Here is a 21,827-nt window from a genome sequence, read left to right on the forward strand (position 1 = left end):
TATTATTGATATGGAAATTTAATGGTAACCTTGGTGCCCAGACCTTGTTCACTCTGAATCACAGGTGCTTGTCCGTTCATATGTTTCAATCGTCTCTGTACATTTTGCAGGCCAATACCTTGTTCTGTATGACTTCTATTCATAATAAAGGCAACCTGCTTACCAGACATGCCCACACCATCATCCTCAACCACCACTTGAACGCTATCCTCATATCTTCGAATGGTCAAGCGAACGGTTCCGCCGTCAATCTTCTTGGATACGCCATGACGAATGGCGTTTTCCACCAGCGGTTCAATCAGGAGCGGCATGACTTTACAGGAATATAACGAGCTGTCCACGTCCAGTTTAACCTGAAGCCGTGAACCGAATCGCTCCTGCTCTATCTCCACATAGGCTCGAATTAACTCCATCTCTTTACTAAGCGGAATCAACTCCTCCGTGTTATCCAGATGGAAGAGTATACGCAAATAACGACTGAAGCTGCCTAGCAATTCTCCGGCTCTCGGCCCATCCGTAAAACATAACGACATAATGGTGCCTAACGCATTATACAGAAAGTGCGGCTTGATTTGTGAACGTAAAAAGGCCATCTCGTTACTCGCCGCCTCTTTCACCAGTTGCTTCATGCCAAGCAAGGTATGTATTCGGACAAGAATTTCGCCAGCATCCAGTGGACGGGTAATAAAATCATTACCGCCGGCCTGAATGCATGCCTCAATATCTGCTGGTGTACTGCGCATGTTAATAAACAGAATTGGTAAATCTACCTGACTGAACTCCATCCGAACCTGTTTGCACAGCTCATACCCGGTCACCTCAGGCAACATCGCGTCGACAATCACAAGATCGGGCAACTTCCCACCAGCCAGAGCAGTCCGAACCTTGACATCAGAGTCAGCGAAGCTCAGATGAAAGCCTTCTGTAGCAAGCAATGTATTCAATTGTTCCATATCCACAAGATCAGATGTCGCAATTAATACGTGGGCTGAAATCACGCTTCCCACCTTTTTCTCCTCCTTCACATCAGTCTCCTGCGTTGCGGCTACCTCGGCCATATCGGGCTTGTTGGTGCTAACTGCGTGAGGAAGCTCAATCATGATTAATGCTGCTTCATCGTTCACCACGAGTTTCCCTCTCATTGCACTGACCATTTCCGCTGCAACAGCAACCCCCGCAGCAATCTCATCCCCTTGCTGTAGACCAGGGTCTACACCCTGACTTTGCAGAGTACTCCGATCCGAATCAGCTTCCAGATAAAGAGTAATTCGCACATGATCCAGATGCCTTTCGCACGCCAGTACCAGTTTCCCATTATGATGTTGTCCCATCATGTGGTAGACCAGGTTATACAGCACTTGCAGCAGCCGACTCTCATCCGCCATGACATAACGTGCTTCAGGCTCCAGTCTGCGAATCATAACAATTCCTTTGCCAGAAGCCAAAAATCCCAGCACTTCCGTAACCAGTGAAAGGCAGGATACCAGATCAACGCTTCCCATGGAGAGTTTTATGCTGCCATCCCTGAATCGTGATATATCAATCAGATCATTGACCAGATTGGACATTCGGTACGCCGTATTGCGAATAAGCTGAAGCTTGCCCTGAATTTCCAATTCATTGGTGCGTCTCAGTGACGTTGTGAGAAGGGAGCGGGACAGATGAATAATGCTATGGAGCGGCGAATTTAACTCATGCGAAGTGAGAAGCAAGAACTCATCCTTGGCTTTGTCCGACAGTTGAAGTTGATGCGTAAGTTGCTGCATCGAATCATATGCCTGCGTGTATTGATAGATCAGCAACATGGCAAAGGCACACAAAATCACAAGCGTTGTACAGTTTAGCAGCACCTGACTGATCGGGTACCATGTAACAATGATTCCAAGCACATAGTTGATCAGCATAAGCCAGATGCAGATGATAAGCAATTGCGCCTGGGAGCGACTCCGGTTACCGTACCTTGCCCGAACATACTGATGTATAATAACCATGAAAGCCACTGCATAGGCACACAGATTAATAGCGTACATACTCTCCTGGATATAGGAATAGACACGAAATGGTGCCAGCGCAATAAATGCCAGATAGACAGTCAGTACCATGCTGGGTACCTGAAGCCACCTTTTTAACACGGGCGCGAGATCGGGAGTAAGTCTCCAGGTAATCATGCTGACAATCACAGACACTCCGTATACCGACATGTATTTCAATTTATACGCCAACTCAAAAGGAATGTCCGGCAGCAACTGTAACAGCAAACGCTCCCCGTTAGTCACAACCGTCAATGCAAAACCGATGAAGAACAGCGCATACAACAGCTGATTTCCATCCCGATGCAGACGGATATACAGATACAGAAACAACAATCCCAAAATCACCACAATCCCTATAATCAATAGCTCAAGTCCGGATTGAATGATCGTTCTTGTTTCCATGTGACTGCCTGGTCCCAGATCCATTGAGTTATAGATGCCACCACTGCGGAAATCAAAATTGGCTACTTGCAGCACAACTTCAATCTCTGTACGTTCAGGGTAAAAATAGATCGTATAAGGTTCATTGCGCGGGACGTACGATGCGGCAGAGGTTCCCGGCTGACCGGAACGACTCATCAACTTGCCATCCACATACATTGCATCCGCAAAACGAACATAACGTTTGGCAATGGCCAGCAGCTCACCTTGCGGCACGTTTTGCACAATCAAGCGGTAGGTTCCATAACTTTTGCCTTTCATCGGATAGCCCTGGTTGTTTCTCTCGTCGTCCCAATTACCTGGCACTTGCATCATGACAGGTTTATTGTGCGTGGTATGAATCTGCTGGGGGGAGAGTAACTGTTCCGGATAGAACTCCCACTCTCCATCCAGTGGAATGACGGATTGGCTCGTCCACTTCATACCTGCCAAGTCCAGAATGCCCTGTCTGGCCACAGGCTTTTCGTGTCCACCTGAGATCTGCCATGTTACCACTAGCGCAATCAGCAGGGTCATGAGTCCGATCCCTAACATAAATCGATCCGTTCTGATGACTGTCATCTCTCTTTCTCCAGTAACGTCTATCTTGCAACATAGCGTTATTTTCCCACTCGCACCTGAAGCTGTCCATCCTTTTTGATAACTACCATATAACGATGAAAAAAAGGCATCCGCAGATGCCTCCTGGATTTCATCTGATCCTGCACTTCCCCAACTGAAGACAGGGAAGAGCAGGATCAGCAATCTACTTTTTAATTCTGGGATGCAGCCTGGATCGCGCCATAAGCCCAGTGATCTGCAGATACATCCTTCCATCTGGATGCACCGGACAGATCAGGCTCAATCTTCACCAAACGATTCAGCAAGGTAACGGCCTCTGCTCGCGTCACAGCATCGTTCGGACGGAATGCTCCGTCTTGCGACACACGCATGACTCCCGTTGCCAATACATGTTGAACCGCCTCTCGGGCCCAGTGCAGTGTAATATCCGTGGCTTCGCTTGACAAAGCTGCTGTTGCTTCAGATGCTTCTGTATTGACATCGGCAGCTGACTCTTGAATTGTCAAAATCCGCTCGATGATGACAGCCATCTCGGCACGTGTGATAGAGCGCCCTGGCATGAAATCACCCGCAGCATTACCACGCATATAACCTGCTGCTGTCGCCTTTGTAATGGCATCGCGGGCCCACTCCGCAACAGGCATATCCCGATACGATGAACTGAGCGTAGCTTCCTCGCTGTCTGAAGGTAATACGCGAGATAGCAATGCAGCCATTTCGGCACGTTGAACCGCCTGATTCGGTCTGAATGTACCGTCGGCATAACCTTGAATGTACGCTGAGGATTGGCTGCCATTCATGAGAATAATGGAAAATGTGCTGAACTTGGTGACTTCAAACTCAATTCCCGGTTGGTCTGTTCCATTAAACTTAACAAGTTTACCCTTAACGAGTTCCTTGGTCCCATCGCTATGTTCAATAAATACTTGCAGCTTGTGCAGTTCCTTCTGTGTCAGGTTCGTATCCCTGATCGGTAGCACTACTGTCACCGGACGACTGCTCATATTTGTCTCAATGGTCATTGGACGACCTATTAAACGGAAGTCGGAGGTATTGATTGGCTGTTCTACAATTAATGGATCCTTCTTAATTCGCTGCTCTACTACCTCACGCCCTGCGGCATCCTTGATCGGAACAAGGTGGAAAAATACGTCCGAGTCCAGTCCTTGCAAAGATTTCGCCGGAAGTTGCAGAGATGCGTTATCCGTTTCAATATACAGATTCATCTTCTCGTCTGCCATTAGTGCAGTAGACTTGGCAGGCAGCTTCACGTTCAGTTCAGATACCTCGTCCTTCTCATCCGGAATCATGATCCGGGCAATAGTCGAACCTGCCTTCTTCAGGGTTTCAATTGCACGAGAAGTCTGCTCGGCCGTCAGATTCACCTCGTCTTTTTTGCGTCCATCTGCCCCTGTTGTTCTTTCAATAATCGTTTCTGAAACAACGGCATTCGTGTTCCGTTCATTGGTCACATCTACGGTGATCTTCTCGGAAGTGCTTGCAGACGGTGATGGTGTTGACGAACCACCGGATGAACTTCCTGAACCGGACGAACCCGGATTGGATGGGGTTGTTGGTGTAACCGGTGAGCCCACGACTGTGATTTTGCCTGGTACAATCTGCTTGTTCATCTCAATTGCATCAGCATCCGTCACCGTAAAGTGTTCAGGCAGGGCCGTGTCGACAACCTGGACCGGATACTCTCCTGCAATAACATCGGAAGCCATCGTGAATTCGATGTTAAACAACTCCTGCGGGCTCTCGGATGCCGGAATGGGACTGAGCCCGCCATCCTCATCACTCCAGCCTACGATGAGTGATCCTGTTTCATTATTCACGTTATACTGTATTCCCGTTCTGTTACCTGTAACATCAGTAACCCGCATGGCTGCGGGATTGAACTTCAATCGTACCCCGTAAGAGCCGATTGGTTGATCAAGTGACACCGTATCGACCGATAGCGTTACCTTTTCACCTGCTTTTCCTTGTGCTGATCCAATGCCAACAGTTCCATTCCCGACTGGCTTTACATCTTCAAGCACAATGACTTGTCCAACTTGCCCGGTCACTTGAACCGGATCAATATCCCCTGTCCATACGCCCGTTTGCAGGGTTACTAAGCTTGGACCGATAACCGCATTTTCCTTAATCTTAAAATGAAGGGAATACAACTCCGTAGATTCATCGATGAATTGTTGAGTCATCATAGACACTTCAATGTAACCGGAAGCAGAGGTATCTTTGGTTAAATTTAATCCCTGATATTTTTCATAAGCCTGCTGGTTTACAACCTCGTCCCCTTCCACGAGTTCAAGCACAGCTGAATCGTAGGCAAAGGACAGCTCAGAGTGATAAAAAGCAAATGCTGAGCCTTTCGAATCATAAGACACAGGCACTTCGACGATATCTCCTGGTTTGCCAGATACTTCTCCGATATGAATGACAGGATCTACACTGGCCTGTGCCTGAGGAAGCCACGAAAAGATCATGGAAACCGTGAGCAGCATAGTCAGAAGCGCCTTCATGGATCGTTTGGATTTTACAGAAATTAAATGCCCCTTTTGGTTTGGCAAGATAGTCACTCCCTTCTAATATTATGAATTAATTCCCAAGTAAACGCCCATAATCAGCGCTGAATCCTTCGCATCGAGTACACCATCATCATTCATGTCCAACGCTTCAATCTGACCTGGTGTTAACGTGATTAAACCTTTGATATATTTATTGACCAATAAGGCGTCTGCCGGTGTGATTACACCGTCTCCATTGGCATCCCCTTTGATTCGCAACATGATCGTGACATCCACGCTATCCGAAAAGACAGTTCCATTCTTGGCCTGCCAGCCAAATGTTGTCTTGATCCCTGTAAAAGCTGAACCAGGAACAAAGGCCAATGTGTTCAACTCTGCTACAGGAATAACCTGATCCTTCACGACATCAACGCCGTTCAGCTGCAATTTGCCGTTGTCAGGCAAAGAGGAGATACGAATATCAGTCATGGGCCGAGTCTCTGGATCAGCATAATTACTTTCAAAATCCGCAGACGTAAAGCTTACTGGCAGCCCTTGTTTAACTGTTTTGGAAAATGTACCAGCAGCCGGTTTAGGCGTATTATCCTGGCTGAGACCCAGAGTACGAGCAGAGGTTCCGTCTGTACTGAATACAACAATCCGGTTTCTGGCCGTATCAGCCATATATACTTCGTCTTCCGGTCCGAAGGCAATTTGATTATTGAGGTCAATCGGATATGACTCGTTCCCACTCACCCACGTACTCAGTACAGGGCGATCGGGATAAACAAAACCTTCGTAACCTGCATGCATGATCTGGTTCTCACTCACGACGTATACTTGTTTGTTCACTGAATCTAACGTAAGGTCTCCAAGCTTGTCTGTTGAATTTATTATACTGATGAAGGGGTAGAGATTAACTCCGCTCATATGTGTATACCATTTCTGATTTCCATCTCCAAGAATTACGCTAGAGTATTCGGTGTATCCCCCACCCGAACTTCCTGTCCATCTCAAAGTATCCAACGAAATGCTACTTAATATGACAGATCTCGTTGAAGTACTGTAGAGGCTATACATCAGTTCCACATAAGAATAAGCGTCCCTTTTGTACATAATTATATTTCGGATATAAGGTTGCTTATCCGCATCTGAATATCCGCTATCTAGGGAAAGTGTACGCATAAGATCTATAGCGGGCGCGTGTACGGTACCATCAGGATTAAAAATATGCACTTGTGCTGTTGCGCCTGATGCAGCAGCATAGATCAGTCCGTCGCTTCCCATAGTGACTGCCGTCAGATGCGGGACATCCATGGTCGACAGCACTTCGCCTTCCGCTGTAGCCCGAAGAACCCGATTGTTGCCGCTGTCTGCGATCAGCATCTCTGTTTCACCATCAGCCGTCTTATAGAACTCAATGTCTGTAGGTTGACTTACTGAAATGGACTCTGTTGCAGCCAGGGCCGATGAAGATGGGAAACCCACGCTTATGAGTAATGTAATGACAAGAGCAAGCACACTCCATCGTTTTCTGTTGACTCTTGCACCCCTTTTAGTGTGTAGACTCAAACCGTCTCCTCCTTAAAACTTCTGATTATGTTCATTAGCAATATAACAAGTAGCTCTTAACAATCACTGAACAGAAACATGTTTGGATGCCGAATACAGGCATACCAAAAAACGACCAGACCAAACGGATGCCCGTTTAATCCAGTCGTTCTCTTTCATTCCTTTTCCCTCAGCATGAATTAGAAATCTGCAAATACCTGCTCAAAGCCTGCTTTCGACTTGGCAAACCGCGCCTCTACATCCATTTCTGATGCAGGTGCCAACACCTCCTGAGCCACGACACCGTTGTAGCCAATAACCTTCAGATTTGTCAGAAAACCTTTCAGATCTATTACACCTTCCCCAGGATACAAGCGTTCTCCATCCTTCAATTGCTCGATCGGCAAATCATAGGCATCGTTGATATGCACATGAACAATCTGCTCTTTCTTCAGCTTCAACAGATCTTCCATGGGTAGACCATTCGTATGCCAGTGATAGGAATCTACAAGCAAGCCTACGTTAGGCGCATGAATGGTTTCAATCCAGTCCAGCGTATCTTCCACACGCCAGATAAACGGATTCTTCCATTGCGTCCGCAAGTGATGGCAACCAACAAACTCCAGCCCTAACTTAATCCCGTAAGCGTCCAGAATATCTGCGCAGAGTCTCAAGCGTTTCGTAGCTGCCGCCATAAATTGCGCTGCTGGCTGATCCGTTGAGGGTAAAATATACGTACAACAGCTATAACAATTCAGCGAAGCAGAAGCTTCAGCCATCGCAACCAACGATTGTAATCCCTCACGGAATTGCTCATCTGTTGTCCGCCACTCCACCGTCAGACCCGATGAACCGATAATGACCTGATTGCTATCCACTATATGTTGCGCCCGCTCCTTGCCATACGTTTCAATCAATGAGAGCGGATTCAAATCTACAGATCCGAAACCATACTTGGCCGCCTCTATGATATATTGTTCATCAGACTCGATGTTGCCCAGTCCCGCATTCGTTAACCCTCTAATCATGCCAATCTCCTCCTATGACTCGTCTGGATTGCAGCTTGTTTATCATTTTATAATAACAGTACTCTCTCAAAAAGAAACCATCAAAAAGAGCAGCAACAACGTTAAATTAACGTCATTACCGCTCTATCTTTTCTATCTTACACTTTCTAACGTATACCGGTTACGCGGAATCTCAAGTCCCAGATTCTCCCTTAGCGTCTCATGCTCATACTCCGTGCGGAACAGCCCTCGTTTTTGCAGAACCGGAACAACTAGCTCCACGAAATCTTCCAAGCCATTGGGCACCACGGTACGAACATTGAATCCGTCTGCCGCTTCGCCTTCAAACCATTCCTGAATCTGATCTGCGATCTGATCCGGTGTACCAATGAACGATGTACGCGGGGTAGACGCCAGCAATGCTACTTGACGCAAGGTCAGCTCCTGTTCGCGTGCCTGCTGCTTAATCTTGTCTGTTGTACTGCGGAAGCTGTTGCTGCCGATCTCCCCAATCTCGGGGAAAGGTTCGTCCAACGGAAACTGGGAGAAGTCGTAATGATCGAAGTAACGCCCCAGATAATTCAGCGCCTGATCCATACTCACCAGTTCGGCAATCTCCTGATACTTCTGCTCAGCCTCTTCCGCTGTTCTACCCACAATGGGGCCGATGCCCGGGAAGATCAGGATATCCGTTGCCTGACGTCCATACGCCACTGCTCTTGCCTTCACATCCCGGTAGAACTCCCTTGCCTCCTCCAGCGTCTCATGTCCTGTATAGACGGCATCTGCCGAGCGGGCAGCCAGATCTTTGCCAGATTCGGATGAGCCCGCCTGGAAAATCACCGGATGACCCTGCTTCGAACGTCCCACATTAAGGGGACCCTGCACGGAGAAGTGCTTTCCTTTGTGATTCAGCGTATGCAGCTTGGCAGGGTCGAAGAATACGCCCTGTTCCTTATCTCCGATAAAGGCATCTTCCTCCCAGGAATCCCAAAGGCCTTTGACCACATTCAGATGTTCTTCTGCAATTTCGTAGCGCAGCGCATGGTTTGGATGTTCGCCTTTGCCAAAGTTCAGTGCCGATCCTTCCAGAGGTGAAGTGACCACATTCCATCCGGCTCTCCCACCGCTTAATTGATCCAGTGAGGCAAATTGCCGCGCAACCGTGAACGGTTCACTATAGGAAGTAGACAATGTAGCAACCAGCCCGATATGGGAAGTTGCCCCGGCGAGTGCGGATAGAAGTGTCAGAGGTTCAAAGCGATTGAGAAAATGAGGATTGGACTTCTCGTTGATGAAGAGGCCATCTGCAATAAAGAGCAGATCGAACTTGCCTTTTTCCGCGATACGCACCTGCTTCTTATAGAATTCCAGACTAACACTCGCGTTAGTGGGAATATCCGGGTGACGCCAAAAGGATATACTGTTACCCACTCCGTTCAGATTGGCTCCCAATTTCAATTGTCGTTGCGACATATATATTCCTCCCCATGTTGTAGTGATGATCATTCCGTTCGAATATCCTTTTATCTCTTAGAGTTGTTGCGTCGTTTTGTCATTTCTTTATGCTGTTTCCGCCCGCTTCTGCTATTGTCATTCTTAATCCGGGTTTACCTGCCTGTTTCACATCACTTACCCGCACTGCCCAAGCCGCTCCCAGCAGCACAATCCCTGTGAAGAGAAAAATAAACGGAATGCCGATCCATCCACCCAGAAAACCACCAATTATCGGTCCGAGTACAATACCGAACTGACTCGCCGTCTGACTCAGACTGACAGCCCTCCCACGAAAGTCGTGATCAGCATACTTGATAATCAGCGCATTAAGCGCCGGATAAACCGCGGCAAAGAACAGACCATAGACGAATCGCAGGCTGCCAAAATAAATCAGATTCGTTGCTGTCATTTGCAGCAGACTGCCAATTCCGCCGCCAATCAGACCGATAAACAGGGTTTTCTCGTATCCGATCCTGCCACCAATCTTCCCCCATCGCGGTCCCATAATGACAGTTGCCACACCAATCGCCGAGAAGACAATACCTGCACTAAGTGTTGCACTGCCGATATCTCCGCCAATCTGGACGACATAGAGTGTCAGCACCGGTTCAATGATGAGTACAGACGTTGAAACCAGCAGAATCAAACCGTAGATTCGCATCAACCCGGGTGTGGAAGCCGCTCTTTTCAAGTCCCCTATGATCTTCGTCGGAACCACCGTACGAGCTTGCCGTGACTCCTTAACACCGAGGACCATCAGAGCGGCAATCAATGTAATCACAGCCGATGCAATGAAACACCCTCGCAGTCCGATCCAGTGACTCAACACACCACCGGCAAGAGGACCAAGAATTCCGCCCGCGGCGCTGGCCGTGGAGATCACGCCAAGTGCGTAACCCACATGTTTCTCCGGAGTATTGGTGCCGATCAGTGTAATCGAGGCGGGATGAAAACCAGCCATAAGACCTTGAAAGACCCTCACTGCGATAAACGCATATGGATCGTAAACAAAGAAGTTAGCCATGTGTGCAATGCCTAGCCCAACTCCCGAGCGGACGAGCATCAGTTTACTGCCATATCGATCAGCTAGTGATCCCCAAAAGGGTGCGCATAATCCACTGATCAGAAAGCTGATGGAGATCGAAATACCAGACCAAGCCTCCAGGCCGCTCTGGATACCGAGATCATTTTGCAGGAATATAGGAAAGAACGGAACGGACAGCGAATACGCCATATGATTGAAAAACAGGCCGAACCACAGAATATACAGATTTCGCTTCCATTGTGGCATCTTGTCATTCTCCATACTATATAATTCCTATATAAAAAGTAGGTTATTATCCATATTAAGGTGCCGTCATCGGAAAGTATAATAGAAAAGTTCAATAGACCCATTCAAGAATTAAATGAATGGGTCTGTTATAGATGTACAGTAAAAATTACTGCAACTGAACCGACATAAATACGTCGACCTCATCTTCACTATCCAATATAAATCCAAATCGTTCATACAATCGCCGAGCAGGGCTTCCCTGCAATACATTTAAAGTAACTTGTCTGCCCTGAACTTCATCCTGTTCCAACAGCAATTTCAGCACCTGAGTTCCTATTCTCTCACCCTGATAATCGGGATGTATGTAGAAATGTTCCAATAGATATACCTCAGCCTTGGGCTTCAATGCTACACAACCTACCATTGAACCCTCCACTTCAATAATCCGCGTATGGACAGGATCGAATGTATTTCGGAAACGTTCACGTACGTTCACATCATCGTACCTTTCCAACCTGGTTAGATCATCGTATAATACCAACGCCCGTAAATCAGCGAGTTGCTCTTGGTCTGCCTGCACAGCTTGACGCATTGTTATTTGATTCATTGCTTGGATTCCTTTCCATTGAAGACACGCTAAATTTTGAATGTTCTTATTGCACGATAGAGATAGACACTCAAAATCATACCTTTGGCAGCTGACTTGAGCAACATCGGATTTAAGAACGTATTATATTTTTCAAACTTAATTAACTCCTCAAAAAATAAAAAAAGCCCAAAAAGGACCGTGCAGTCTTGCTTATACAAATAAGCAAATCAACAACCGTCCCTTTCGGAATGTACATTATTTAATAAAACTAAGAAGCATGTGAAACTTTTGCCGCATGTTGCCCTGCTTCCAGACCCAATGCGAGCGCACCACACAGACCTGCATGTTGGCCTAATCCGGGCTGGACGATATATTGGTCCATATGTTGTGTGATTTGGGCTGCATTCACATAACCATTGAGATTCCGGATAACCCTCTCCCGGATCAGTGGAAACAGATGATCTTGCTGCATTACACCACCACCCAAGATGATCTTCTGCGGCGAATGAAGCAGGATGGCCGTGGTGATCGACTCCGCAATGTAAAAGGATTCGATCTCCCACGCCGGATGATTTGCCGGCAGTTCACTGCCAGGGATCTGCCAGCGTGCCTCAATGGCCGGCCCTGCCGCCATTCCCTCCAGGCAATCGCCATGATACGGGCAACATCCGGCAAAGTGATCGTCCGGATGGCGTCTTGTGCGAATATGTCCACCCTCGGGGTGTAACAATCCGTGTACTCGTTGGCCCCCTGCCACAATTCCGACACCAACGCCTGTGCCAATCGTGTAATATACACAGTTGTCCAGTCCTTGCGCCGCCCCCCACGTCACTTCACCCAGCGCGGCAGCATTCACATCCGTATCCCATCCGATAGGAACCGGAAATTCATGCTTCAAGGTTCCAACCACATTACAGTTCTCCCACCCTGGCTTAGGTGTTGTTGTAATATAACCATAGGTGGGACTATCCGGTTGCATATCAATCGGACCAAAGGAGCCAATCCCCATGGCTTCCACACCTTTATCCCTGAAATAGTCGATTACCTTGGCCAGAGTTGTCTCCGGGTGTTCTGTTGGAAAGCTGATCCGATCTTCTATGTGTCCATGCTCATTCCCTACACCACATATGAACTTCGTTCCACCTGCTTCTATGGCTCCGATACGCATCGTTCTGGGCTCCTTTCCTTCATTACAATTCACCTTTAACCTTGGTCGGTGAGACCTCATAGAGTTGAAGTGAAGAGAATACCAGCTCCGTATTTTCGGCATGAGCAGAGATGCCCTTGGAATCCACATCAGGATAGATCAGATCCGTAATAACCGCCTGACCATCATTTGCAAATACCTCCACAGATGAATGATCTACAAAGATACGCAAAGAGTGATTCCCGCTCACCGCTTTTAACTCAGCTGTATGGCGGCCCAGGAAATGTTCATGAAACTCGCCGCTGCCCGATCGACTACGGTCAACATATACTTCACCTCGGATCGAGTCTACACCAACGACGGTCTCGTGATCTGCGCCGCTTCTTAGCGCAAAATGGAACGACTGATCCTGAGCCCACTCTGCATGGATCTCATAGTTCACTAGTTGCAAAGCGTTCAACTGCTCACTCACTTGCTGAATCGAAGCATCCTGTAGGGACAATACTGGCGTACGGGCTTGCTCAAGTTCACGTACAGGACGTTGAATCAGTATTACTTCTCCTGCTCTTGTCTCAAGTGTAAGCTCCCGGGCAATGGTCATGGCTCCACGGTAATCTTCGGTTGGCGTCTGGTTGGCATACATCCAGTTGCTCATCCAACCCATGAACAAGCGTCTGCCATCTTCAGTCGGAATGTCGGACCAACTCACGCCCGCGTAATTATCCCGGCCATGGTCAATCCAACGAATCATGTGGGATGCCTCATCTGGGACAAATGTACTTCCATCAAAATCCCCGGTGAAATATTGCGTTCTGGAGCCTTCTATACAAGCAGGATCTGCACCAATGCTGACGAGCATTACCCACTTCTCCTGCCCAATTTCTTCATCCACTGCAAGTGGGAACAGGTCCGGACATTCCCACACGCCATCGTGTGAACCGATCCCGGCGCCAAATTCACTTCCTAACGTCCAATCCTTCAGATTGGGAGAACGATACAGACATACCGTTTGACCACAAGCGATAATCATAATCCATTCCTTGCTCTGCTCATGCCAGAACACTTTGGGATCACGGAAATCGACAAAGGATTCGTGCGTTAATACCGGATTACCCTCGTACTTAGTCCAGGTTCTGCCACTGTCTTTGCTATACGCCAGACTCTGACGCTGAACAGGATGCTCATTCGGCACTTCCAGATGATGTGTGAAAATGGCAACCAACCCCGGCTCATCTTCGAAGAATCCGGAAGTATTGTTCCAGTCCACTACCGCACTGCCGGAGAAGATCATTCCATGTTCATCCGGTGCCAAAGCTACAGGAAGTTCCTCCCAAGTGACGAGATCTCGGGTCACGGCGTGCCCCCAATGCATCGGTCCCCATGTCGTACCAAACGGATGATACTGATAGAACAAGTGATACTCTCCATTGAAAAACACCATGCCGTTCGGGTCGTTCATCCACTTCTCTTTCGGTGAAAAATGGTATTTATTTCGGTAATCTTGTTGTAGAATCGTCGACATTATGGTTTCTCCTCCGTACTTTTCTTTATTGGTTATTACGGTCATATCCCGCCTGTTTAATCTGCAGCCATTCTTGCAATCCAAGGCGATCCAGCTCTTTCAGATAAGCATCCCATTCCTGATCTACTTTCCCGTTCTGATACCATTCTGTACGCAGACGCAGCACATAGGCGAACAAATCCGTCTCAATGGTGGAAAGGCGGTCAAGTTCATCGATTGAGAAGAACACGCTTGGATAGACGTTATCTGCTTTCATGTGTGGAACCATATATTTATCGAGCAGTTCCATACGCCATGCAGCATCTTCCGGTTTGGTTGTGTATTTGTCATAATAACTGTCGAGAATGGCCAGTGGTCCCGCGATACTTGTCTTTTGTCTGAGTTCCACAGGTGCAGAGCCTTCCAGCGGAAGATGCTTCAACATGCCCTTGGCTTCATCGAATTCAAATATATTTTGCTGACTCTCGTCTCCATACGTACCCCAGTTGTTCTGCACAGATTGGAGCGGATCGTACAATTGGTCTACCCACTTTGCTGTGGATTCGAGGTTTTTATTGCTGCTGGTAATGACCATGCGACCACGATCAAGACCGATGCCATTTGTTCTTGTGACATTAATCTCCCCATCAGGTCCGGCAATTGGAGGCAAAACATCATACGTATCATTCATGCCTGTAATGTTGGCTTTATCCCAGGTGAAGTACATACCGTACTTGTTATCCTTGCCTTTTGCCAGATATGTGTTCCAATCCTGCTGATACGATTCAACGTCGATCAGACCTTCCTGAACCAATTCATGAATGTATTTAACCGCGTCCTTGTAACCTGCATCAGCTGCTGTGAAGACGACTTTCCCTTCATTCGTTACTACGGTATGATCCCAGTTCTCCCCGAGTCCAAATGCAGCAAAGAGAAATGTCAGATCTTCTCCGCCTGGCTTGTTAATAAAAGACAATGGAATTTCGTCGGCCTTGCCGTTACCGTTGGGATCTTGGGTTTTGAACGCGATCAACACTTCTTTCAACTCTTCGGTTGTCGTTGGCATCTTCAGTCCGAGCTTGTTCAGCCATTCCACATTAATCCAGGGCAAGTTATCCACTGCCTGAATCCGTTGTTTGCCACTTCCGAGTTCTTCAATCCATGGGAATGAATAGATATGTCCGTCCGGAGCTGTAATCATGCTCTTGTATTCGGGAGCTTCCTCCAGCACCTTTTGCAGATTGGGCATATATTGTTCAATCATGTCCTCAAGTGGAATGATCGCCCCGTCCTTCGCCAGTTTCAGGAGATCATAATCCCCATAACCTGCATCAAATATGGCATCCGGCAAATCACCGCTGGCCACCGCCAGATTTCTTTTCTCCGCAAATACATCACTCGTATAGTTCTTCCAGTTGATATGCACATTGGTTTTCTCTTCGAGTCGCTTGTTAATCAGCTTGTCGTTCGGATCAGCGGGAGCCAGCGGAGAGCTCTGTGTGATAAAATTCAATGTCACCTTGCCATCAGGTGATTGCGCCTCACTTGCTGCGCCTCCTCCACCCCCGCCACAGGCGGTTAGAAAGAGCATTGCAGATAACATGGAAATGGATGCCGTTGTAACGGCTTTTCTGGACTTCTTGTTCACTTTTTTCATGATAATGACCTCCATGAGTTGGATTGGATCAACTTACAGTATCGCAGGCTGTTCACTATTTGAGGGAACCAACCATGACACCTTTTTCGAAATACTTCTGGAAGAACGGGTACATGATGATCAGTGGCAGACTCGAAATGACAATGGCTGAATATTTAATCATCTCGGAGAGCCTTTTCAGTTCCGCCATCGCGAGTTGGTCACTGATCATACCTGGTGCAGCCTGATTCTGAATCAGAATGGAGCGCAGGACGAGCTGTAACGGATGGAGATTCGGATTGTCCAGATAGATCATCGCATCAAAATAGGAATTCCATTGCCCAACGAACGCATAAAGGGCGAGTACAAATATGATGGGCTTCGACAATGGAATGACGATCTGGAAGAAAATCTTCATCTCAGAAGCGCCATCCACGTTTGCGGCTTCTTTCAGTTCTCGAGGGACTCCTTTGAAGAAGGTTCTGGAGAGAATGATGTTCCAGACGTTAACGGCTCCAGGAATGATGATTGCCCACACCGTATCCAGCATGCCGAGATTACGTATAAGTAGATAGGTCGGGATTAATCCCCCGCCGAAGAACATCGTGATGATAAAGATAATCATGAAAAATCCACGTCCCGCGAGCCTTTCATCCGACAATGCATAACCTGCAAATATGGATACGGTCACGGTGATCAGTGCAAAGGAGACCGAGTACAGTACCGCATTTGCAAACCCTCGGATCATGGCTGGATTGGACAGAATCATCTGATAACCGTCCAGACTCCAATCCGATACATTGAAGGACAGTCCACGATTCAGTAGCACAGTGGGGTCCATAAATGAGGCGATAACAATATAAATCAGGGGAACGACCACAACCAGTACAGCACAGGTGAGAAAGATGGCATTGAGTGTGAGGATCAATCGATCCATTCCCGTGTGTTTAACAACCATGGAACATACTCCTTTCCTAATAGAGGCCTTCGCCTTCGTTCAATTTCTTCACAATCAGATTCACTGTCACCAGCAAAATCACATTGATAACCGAGTTAAACAATCCCACTGCCGCAGAATAAGCGTAATCTCCAGACTGTAACCCCACCTTGTAGACATATGTGGCAATAATCTCAGAGGAAGGCAGGTTCATGGACGTCTGCATCAGATAGGCCTTCTCAAATCCAATGGACATAATGCCACCAGCTGCAAGAATAAAGACGATGGCCATAATCGGACGAATCGTTGGAAGATCAATGTGGCGAATACGCTGAAGGAGATTGGCTCCATCCAGATTAGCCGCATTGTGAAGCTCCGGATCAACATTGGCCAAAGCCGCAACGTATATGATGGAAGCCCACCCCGCTCCGGTCCAGATATCGGACAAAATGTAGATCCATCGGAAATATTCCGGTTCAGACATGAACATAATTGGCTGACCTGTAATCCAGGTTGCTAATTGATTAATTGGCCCTGTCGGTGAGAGGAAGATGAACAGCATACCCACCACCACAACAACCGAGATAAAATTGGGTGCATACAGAAACAGTTGGATATTTTTCTTCACGCCAGCTTTACGTACCTGATTCAGCATAAGTGCAAGTAAAATAGGCACCGGGAAACTGAATATCAATCCCAAAAAGCTGAGTTTAAGCGTATTCATTAAAATGATATCGAAATTGGGAGAAGCTATAAATTTCTCAAAATGCTTCAGTCCTACCCAATCACTGCCCATAATGCCTTTGATCGGACTGAAATCCTTAAACGCAATGATGGCTCCGTACATCGGAATGTACTTGAAAATAAGAGTCAAAATTAAGGCTGGTGCGAGCAACATATATAAAAAGTAATTTTTTTTGAGCTGCTGCAACCTCTGACCGCTTGTCGTCCTCACTTTCAGTACCCTTCCTTCGCCCTTTTTGCTGTCGGCTATGTTATCCAACACGATACCCCCGTTCCATTCTTGAAGTTGACAATTGTTTTCGGTAAGGGCTTTCAATATTTACAATTGCCTATTTAATAATTTACAATTTATCAGGTTTCAATGAATTTAGTCAATACATTTTGTAAAAAATATTTGTGCATTTGATCATTTCTTCTTTGCCTAAATGTAAATAAATCACACTGAAATTGCATATAATTAGCACCAATACGGTGATATCAACATAGATATTTCTTTGTCACCGCTGATATTCATCCAATCACATTACACTTGTAACCAAAATTTTGGAACAATTATGAAAATTAAATTTGTGTTCCGAATTGTAAACAGAATTGTGCATTTGTAAAGTAAAGATTGCTATTTGTGCCGTTCTATTATACATTTGACTTAGAGAAGAATATGGATGACTATTGATGAGTAGAGGTGAAGCATTAGATGGCAAAGGAAAAAGTCACGATACAAGACATCGCTGATGCTTTGGGGATCTCCAGGAATACGGCTTCCAAAGCATTGAATGATAGCGGAAACATCCCGGATGAGACTAGAAACCGTGTAATTAAAAAAGCAATTGAACTTAAATATAAACAGTTTGCCTATATGGAAAATGAACATGTTTTAACCAAGGCCCCGGGCAATATCGCCTTGTTAACTGAAAACCTGCCTAATACATCTCACTTTGGTTCTTTGTTAATCAGCGGTTTGGAGAAAAGAATCAGTGCGGAGGGATACAATCTCTCGATTCATATCGTGCGTGAAGAAGATCAAGACGCGCTTACACTTCCCAACAATTTTGATATCGCCAAAGTAGACGGCATCATTTGCATTGAATTATTTGATCTGGAATACACTCAGCTGATTACCGATCTGGGCATCCCTACGATCTTTATCGATTGCGCTTCCGACATATGTTATCCCGAATTCCATGCAGATTTGCTCCTTATGGAGAATGAACACAGCATCTATCAGATCACCACCAAATTAATTGAGAGCGGCTACACAAGTATCGGATTTGTTGGAGACTACAATCACTGTAAGAGCTTTAATGAACGATGGGTTGGATATCACCGGGCTATGCTTGAATCAGGGTTGCAGGTAGACCTATCTCATTGCATTCTAGATAATGATCGCCTATGCTTCTCCAAGCCAGGATGGTTGAACCAGCGGGTGGCAGAGCTGACTTCCTTACCTTCCGCTTACGTATGCGCTAATGATTTTCTTGCCGTCGATCTGATCCGTGCTTTGAAAGCCAGAGGTGTTTCCGTTCCGCAGGATGTTGTGATATGCGGATTCGATAATGCACCCCAATCCCGAATTATTGAGCCAGCATTAACGACCGTTCATATTTACAGCAATGAGATGGGGATTAAGGCTGCGGAGATGCTGTTATCCCGGATTAATAGCCCGACACAGCCGTATCAAGTCTCACATATTGTGACCAAACCCATCATCAGGGAGTCTACGCCAGCAATCATGGCCGATCATTCTCAGATGGTTCATGGTTCGGCAAAATAAAAAAACGTATGTCTCACGAGTAACAACTCGTGAAGCATACGTTTTTTGTGTTTTCGACTTGGCTGGCTGTATGGGAACTTTATCCTATCCAGCGCTGCCTAGAATAGAAATCATCTGGCGATTAGATTTCTTTCAAGATGCCTTTTACCAAACCAATAAAGGTTGTTTTCACTTGGGCAGCCACTTCAATCACTTCGTCATGACTTAACGGCTGATCCAAAATGCCACAGGCCATATTGGTCAGACAGGAAATGCCCAGTACCTTCATACCGCCATGGATGGCAACAATAGCTTCAGGTACCGTAGACATACCCACCGCATCCGCACCCATCGTACGAATCATGCGAATCTCTGCTGGTGTCTCATATGCCGGACCACTCCACCATGCATAGACACCTTGCTGCAGGCCAACGTTTTGCTCTTCTGCAACCTTAAGCGCAATGCTGCGCAGTTCGCGATTATATACCTGTGATACGTCCGGGAAGCGCACACCCAGTTCAGCATTATTCGGTCCCATCAACGGGTTGTTGCCCACCAGGTTAATATGATCTGTAATCAGCATCAGTTGTCCCGGCTCAAAGCTTGTGTTGATGGCTCCGCAGGCATTGGTGATAAGCAACTGCTCGACACCCAGCGCTTTCATAATGCGAACAGGGAATGTCACTTCGTCCAATGTAAACCCTTCATAGTAATGAAGGCGGCCTTTCATCGCTACAACCGTTTTGCCCATCAGCTCCCCAATAACCAATTCATTGGCATGACCGATTGCCTCTGATTGCGCAAAGTAAGGAATTTCTGTGTAGGGAATAACCTTCGCATTTTCAATCTCGTCGGCGAGCGCTCCCAGCCCCGAACCCAGAATCATGCCTATGGCAGGTTTGGAATGGATTCGGTTTAATATGTAATCTCTTGCTTCCTGAATATGTGCGGATTGATGCATAATGGTATCCTCCTGATGATCTCAATTGAGTTAATGAGGTCTTACTCATCAAGTGTAATGAACAATGGTCCTGATGTAAATGGAAGCTGTTGTCCGAATCATTGCAGGGAGAACCTAGTCAATCCCGGTCAAGGCTTTTGTCCGGACTCCCAAACCGTTACCTGACCGATGGCACACCCCGATTCATGTACGAATCCGGTAGAAGGATCGGGAATGATGTGGTCATCATGAACGGAATGCTCTCTCTGTTCCGTGGATATGTGAAGAGACTTCAGGCCATCTGCCTGTTGTTCAACCCATTGTTTGAATTGTTTCCGTAACAAATCACGGCCTCCCTGTTATCAGCCTAACATTCATTTTTCTTTTCATAAAAAAAAACGACCCTGTGTCACAGAATCGCTTAAGCTCATCGAATATGCTACTCCAGTGAATATGTGTTCCTGCTTTTCACGTAATCGATCAACATGATCAGTAACATCATGAGTGTGGCAAACATCATCGGCTTGGCCACTGTGCCCTCTTCAAAAATATAATAGGCTGCCACCAAGTTCCCTGCAAATGTCATCAGGTAGTTACGGATGGAATCCATATCCTCATCTCATTTCGATCAGAAATTTGAATCATTCTCTGATTTTTTTAACTTTCGTTATCTTTAATTATACGCCAAAATGATTCCTTTGGCTGCAACTGTTGATCAAATACAAAAGGCCAATTCTTACGTCCACGTACCGGGAAATGATCCAACCAGGTGTAATTGTCCGCTACTCCCCAGAAAGTCACTGAGGTAATGGATGATTTATATTCTCGGAACAGATCGAAGATTTCTTCATATCGACGCTCCTGCAACTCGGCCATTTCCGGAGTGGGCGCAGTAAGATCGGTTCGACGATCCTCATGACGAAACACCGACATATCCAGCTCCGTAACATGCAACTGTACATCCAGTGAAGCATAACGCTCAATCGCCATTCGGATCTCCTCAATTGAAGGACCATGAATATTCCAGTGCCCCTGCATACCGATTCCATGTACAGGCGCTCCCTTATCCAGCAAAGACCGAACCAAATTGTATATTTTCTCCCGTTTGACCGGATCGGTCTCATTGTAGTCATTATAGAAAAGAAGGGCATTGGGATCTGCTTCATGAGCCATGCTGAATGCTTGCTGCAGATAGTCTTCTCCCACGAGTTGCAGCCACTTTGTGTCCCGCATGAAGAGATCGGTCTTATCTTCAATCGCTTCATTGACGACATCCCATGCATATATTTGCCCCTTATACCGTCCTACCACTGTATCAATATGTTGCTTCAAGCGAGATAATAATAGTTCTCTGGACACGGGAGCACCTGAGCTATCCTCGAAAGCCCATTTCGATGTCTGATTGTGCCAGACAAGGGTATGTCCGCGAACCCCCATTCCTTGAGCAACAGCAAAATCAACAATTGCATCTGCCGCATCGAACACATAACGATTTTCTTCCGGGTGAATTTCTCCGAATTTCATCTGATTCTCTGCCGTGATGCTATTGAAGTGTTTCGCGATAAATTCCCCTTCGGACTGCAACATGCCTGTATGTACAGCAGCACCTATTTTGAACTTGTTGGCATAAGCAGCATGTAATGATGGAATTTCCGTCGACATTTACAATTCCCCCTACCCATTTTTATCCATCATATCTTTTGTTGAATA

At 46.6% G+C, this 21,827-nt stretch carries 17 protein-coding genes; 1 reads left to right on the forward strand and 16 read right to left on the reverse strand.

Features of this window, described 5'->3' with window-relative positions; all coding sequences use genetic code 11:
• Positions 1-2 precede the first annotated feature (2 nt).
• From MKZ12_RS22450 to MKZ12_RS22505, 12 genes are all read right to left on the reverse strand, one after another.
• The gene (locus MKZ12_RS22450; protein ID WP_339256814.1) at positions 3-3,035 is read right to left on the reverse strand and encodes a histidine kinase; all 3,033 of its coding nucleotides are present in this window, start codon (positions 3,033-3,035) and stop codon (positions 3-5) included.
• A gap of 191 nt (positions 3,036-3,226) precedes the next feature.
• The gene (locus MKZ12_RS22455) at positions 3,227-5,608 is read right to left on the reverse strand and encodes an S-layer homology domain-containing protein (protein WP_339256816.1); all 2,382 of its coding nucleotides are present in this window, start codon (positions 5,606-5,608) and stop codon (positions 3,227-3,229) included.
• A 21-nt stretch (positions 5,609-5,629) separates the two neighbouring features.
• On the reverse strand, positions 5,630-7,117 hold the full coding sequence (locus tag MKZ12_RS22460; RefSeq protein WP_339256818.1) for a dockerin type I domain-containing protein: 1,488 nt from the start codon (positions 7,115-7,117) through the stop codon (positions 5,630-5,632).
• A 179-nt stretch (positions 7,118-7,296) separates the two neighbouring features.
• Positions 7,297-8,124: a sugar phosphate isomerase/epimerase family protein gene (locus tag MKZ12_RS22465; protein WP_339256819.1), complete on the reverse strand. Its 828-nt coding sequence runs from the start codon at positions 8,122-8,124 to the stop codon at positions 7,297-7,299.
• 132 nt (positions 8,125-8,256) lie between these two features.
• Complete coding sequence (locus tag MKZ12_RS22470) at positions 8,257-9,579, reverse strand: LLM class flavin-dependent oxidoreductase (RefSeq protein ID WP_339256821.1); 1,323 nt, start codon at positions 9,577-9,579, stop codon at positions 8,257-8,259.
• A 79-nt stretch (positions 9,580-9,658) separates the two neighbouring features.
• Positions 9,659-10,891 (reverse strand): MFS transporter, encoded by a 1,233-nt coding sequence (locus tag MKZ12_RS22475; RefSeq protein WP_339256823.1) that lies wholly within the window; start codon positions 10,889-10,891, stop codon positions 9,659-9,661.
• 148 nt (positions 10,892-11,039) lie between these two features.
• Positions 11,040-11,480, reverse strand: a complete 441-nt coding sequence (locus MKZ12_RS22480) for a GNAT family N-acetyltransferase (protein WP_339256825.1) — start codon at positions 11,478-11,480, stop codon at positions 11,040-11,042.
• Positions 11,481-11,730: 250 nt separating this feature from the next.
• Entirely contained in the window at positions 11,731-12,630 is a 900-nt protein-coding gene (locus MKZ12_RS22485; RefSeq protein ID WP_339256827.1) for an ROK family protein, read from the reverse strand.
• Between the two features lie 22 nt (positions 12,631-12,652).
• Complete coding sequence (locus MKZ12_RS22490; RefSeq protein ID WP_339256829.1) at positions 12,653-14,131, reverse strand: glycoside hydrolase family 32 protein; 1,479 nt, start codon at positions 14,129-14,131, stop codon at positions 12,653-12,655.
• Between the two features lie 25 nt (positions 14,132-14,156).
• Complete coding sequence (locus tag MKZ12_RS22495; RefSeq protein ID WP_339256831.1) at positions 14,157-15,767, reverse strand: ABC transporter substrate-binding protein; 1,611 nt, start codon at positions 15,765-15,767, stop codon at positions 14,157-14,159.
• A gap of 55 nt (positions 15,768-15,822) precedes the next feature.
• On the reverse strand, positions 15,823-16,704 hold the full coding sequence (locus MKZ12_RS22500) for a carbohydrate ABC transporter permease (RefSeq protein ID WP_215076232.1): 882 nt from the start codon (positions 16,702-16,704) through the stop codon (positions 15,823-15,825).
• Positions 16,705-16,720: 16 nt separating this feature from the next.
• Entirely contained in the window at positions 16,721-17,581 is an 861-nt protein-coding gene (locus MKZ12_RS22505; protein WP_339243173.1) for an ABC transporter permease subunit, read from the reverse strand.
• Between the two features lie 540 nt (positions 17,582-18,121).
• Between MKZ12_RS22505 and MKZ12_RS22510 the strand changes: the two genes are divergently transcribed.
• The gene (locus tag MKZ12_RS22510) at positions 18,122-19,198 is read left to right on the forward strand and encodes a LacI family DNA-binding transcriptional regulator (protein ID WP_339256832.1); all 1,077 of its coding nucleotides are present in this window, start codon (positions 18,122-18,124) and stop codon (positions 19,196-19,198) included.
• Between the two features lie 121 nt (positions 19,199-19,319).
• Here the strand turns inward: MKZ12_RS22510 and MKZ12_RS22515 are convergent, their stop codons facing one another.
• From MKZ12_RS22515 to MKZ12_RS22530, 4 genes are all read right to left on the reverse strand, one after another.
• Positions 19,320-20,138: a purine-nucleoside phosphorylase gene (locus MKZ12_RS22515; RefSeq protein WP_339256834.1), complete on the reverse strand. Its 819-nt coding sequence runs from the start codon at positions 20,136-20,138 to the stop codon at positions 19,320-19,322.
• 128 nt (positions 20,139-20,266) lie between these two features.
• Positions 20,267-20,461 (reverse strand): hypothetical protein, encoded by a 195-nt coding sequence (locus MKZ12_RS22520; protein ID WP_339256836.1) that lies wholly within the window; start codon positions 20,459-20,461, stop codon positions 20,267-20,269.
• 95 nt (positions 20,462-20,556) lie between these two features.
• Positions 20,557-20,727, reverse strand: a complete 171-nt coding sequence (locus MKZ12_RS22525; RefSeq protein ID WP_339256838.1) for a hypothetical protein — start codon at positions 20,725-20,727, stop codon at positions 20,557-20,559.
• 47 nt (positions 20,728-20,774) lie between these two features.
• A complete protein-coding gene (locus MKZ12_RS22530) occupies positions 20,775-21,779 on the reverse strand; it encodes an endo-1,4-beta-xylanase (protein WP_339256840.1) in 1,005 nt (334 codons plus the stop codon).
• Between the last annotated feature and the right edge of the window lie 48 nt (positions 21,780-21,827).

The sequence above is a fragment of the Paenibacillus sp. FSL R5-0713 genome (genome assembly GCF_037973325.1).
Classification (GTDB): Bacteria; Bacillota; Bacilli; order Paenibacillales; family Paenibacillaceae; genus Paenibacillus.

Bases quoted from the DNA above. Each gene is read 5' to 3' on its own strand.
- MKZ12_RS22450 (WP_339256814.1), bottom strand. From the start codon at position 3,035: ATGACAGTCATCAGAACGGATCGATTTATGTTAGGGATCGGACTCATG.
- MKZ12_RS22465 (WP_339256819.1), bottom strand. From the start codon at position 8,124: ATGATTAGAGGGTTAACGAATGCGGGACTGGGCAACATCGAGTCTGAT.
- MKZ12_RS22470 (WP_339256821.1), bottom strand. From the start codon at position 9,579: ATGTCGCAACGACAATTGAAATTGGGAGCCAATCTGAACGGAGTGGGT.
- MKZ12_RS22475 (WP_339256823.1), bottom strand. From the start codon at position 10,891: ATGCCACAATGGAAGCGAAATCTGTATATTCTGTGGTTCGGCCTGTTT.
- MKZ12_RS22480 (WP_339256825.1), bottom strand. From the start codon at position 11,480: ATGAATCAAATAACAATGCGTCAAGCTGTGCAGGCAGACCAAGAGCAA.
- MKZ12_RS22485 (WP_339256827.1), bottom strand. From the start codon at position 12,630: ATGCGTATCGGAGCCATAGAAGCAGGTGGAACGAAGTTCATATGTGGT.
- MKZ12_RS22490 (WP_339256829.1), bottom strand. From the start codon at position 14,131: ATGTCGACGATTCTACAACAAGATTACCGAAATAAATACCATTTTTCA.
- MKZ12_RS22495 (WP_339256831.1), bottom strand. From the start codon at position 15,767: ATGAAAAAAGTGAACAAGAAGTCCAGAAAAGCCGTTACAACGGCATCC.
- MKZ12_RS22500 (WP_215076232.1), bottom strand. From the start codon at position 16,704: ATGGTTGTTAAACACACGGGAATGGATCGATTGATCCTCACACTCAAT.
- MKZ12_RS22505 (WP_339243173.1), bottom strand. From the start codon at position 17,581: ATGTTGCTCGCACCAGCCTTAATTTTGACTCTTATTTTCAAGTACATT.
- MKZ12_RS22510 (WP_339256832.1), top strand. From the start codon at position 18,122: ATGGCAAAGGAAAAAGTCACGATACAAGACATCGCTGATGCTTTGGGG.
- MKZ12_RS22515 (WP_339256834.1), bottom strand. From the start codon at position 20,138: ATGCATCAATCCGCACATATTCAGGAAGCAAGAGATTACATATTAAAC.
- MKZ12_RS22525 (WP_339256838.1), bottom strand. From the start codon at position 20,727: ATGGATTCCATCCGTAACTACCTGATGACATTTGCAGGGAACTTGGTG.
- MKZ12_RS22530 (WP_339256840.1), bottom strand. From the start codon at position 21,779: ATGTCGACGGAAATTCCATCATTACATGCTGCTTATGCCAACAAGTTC.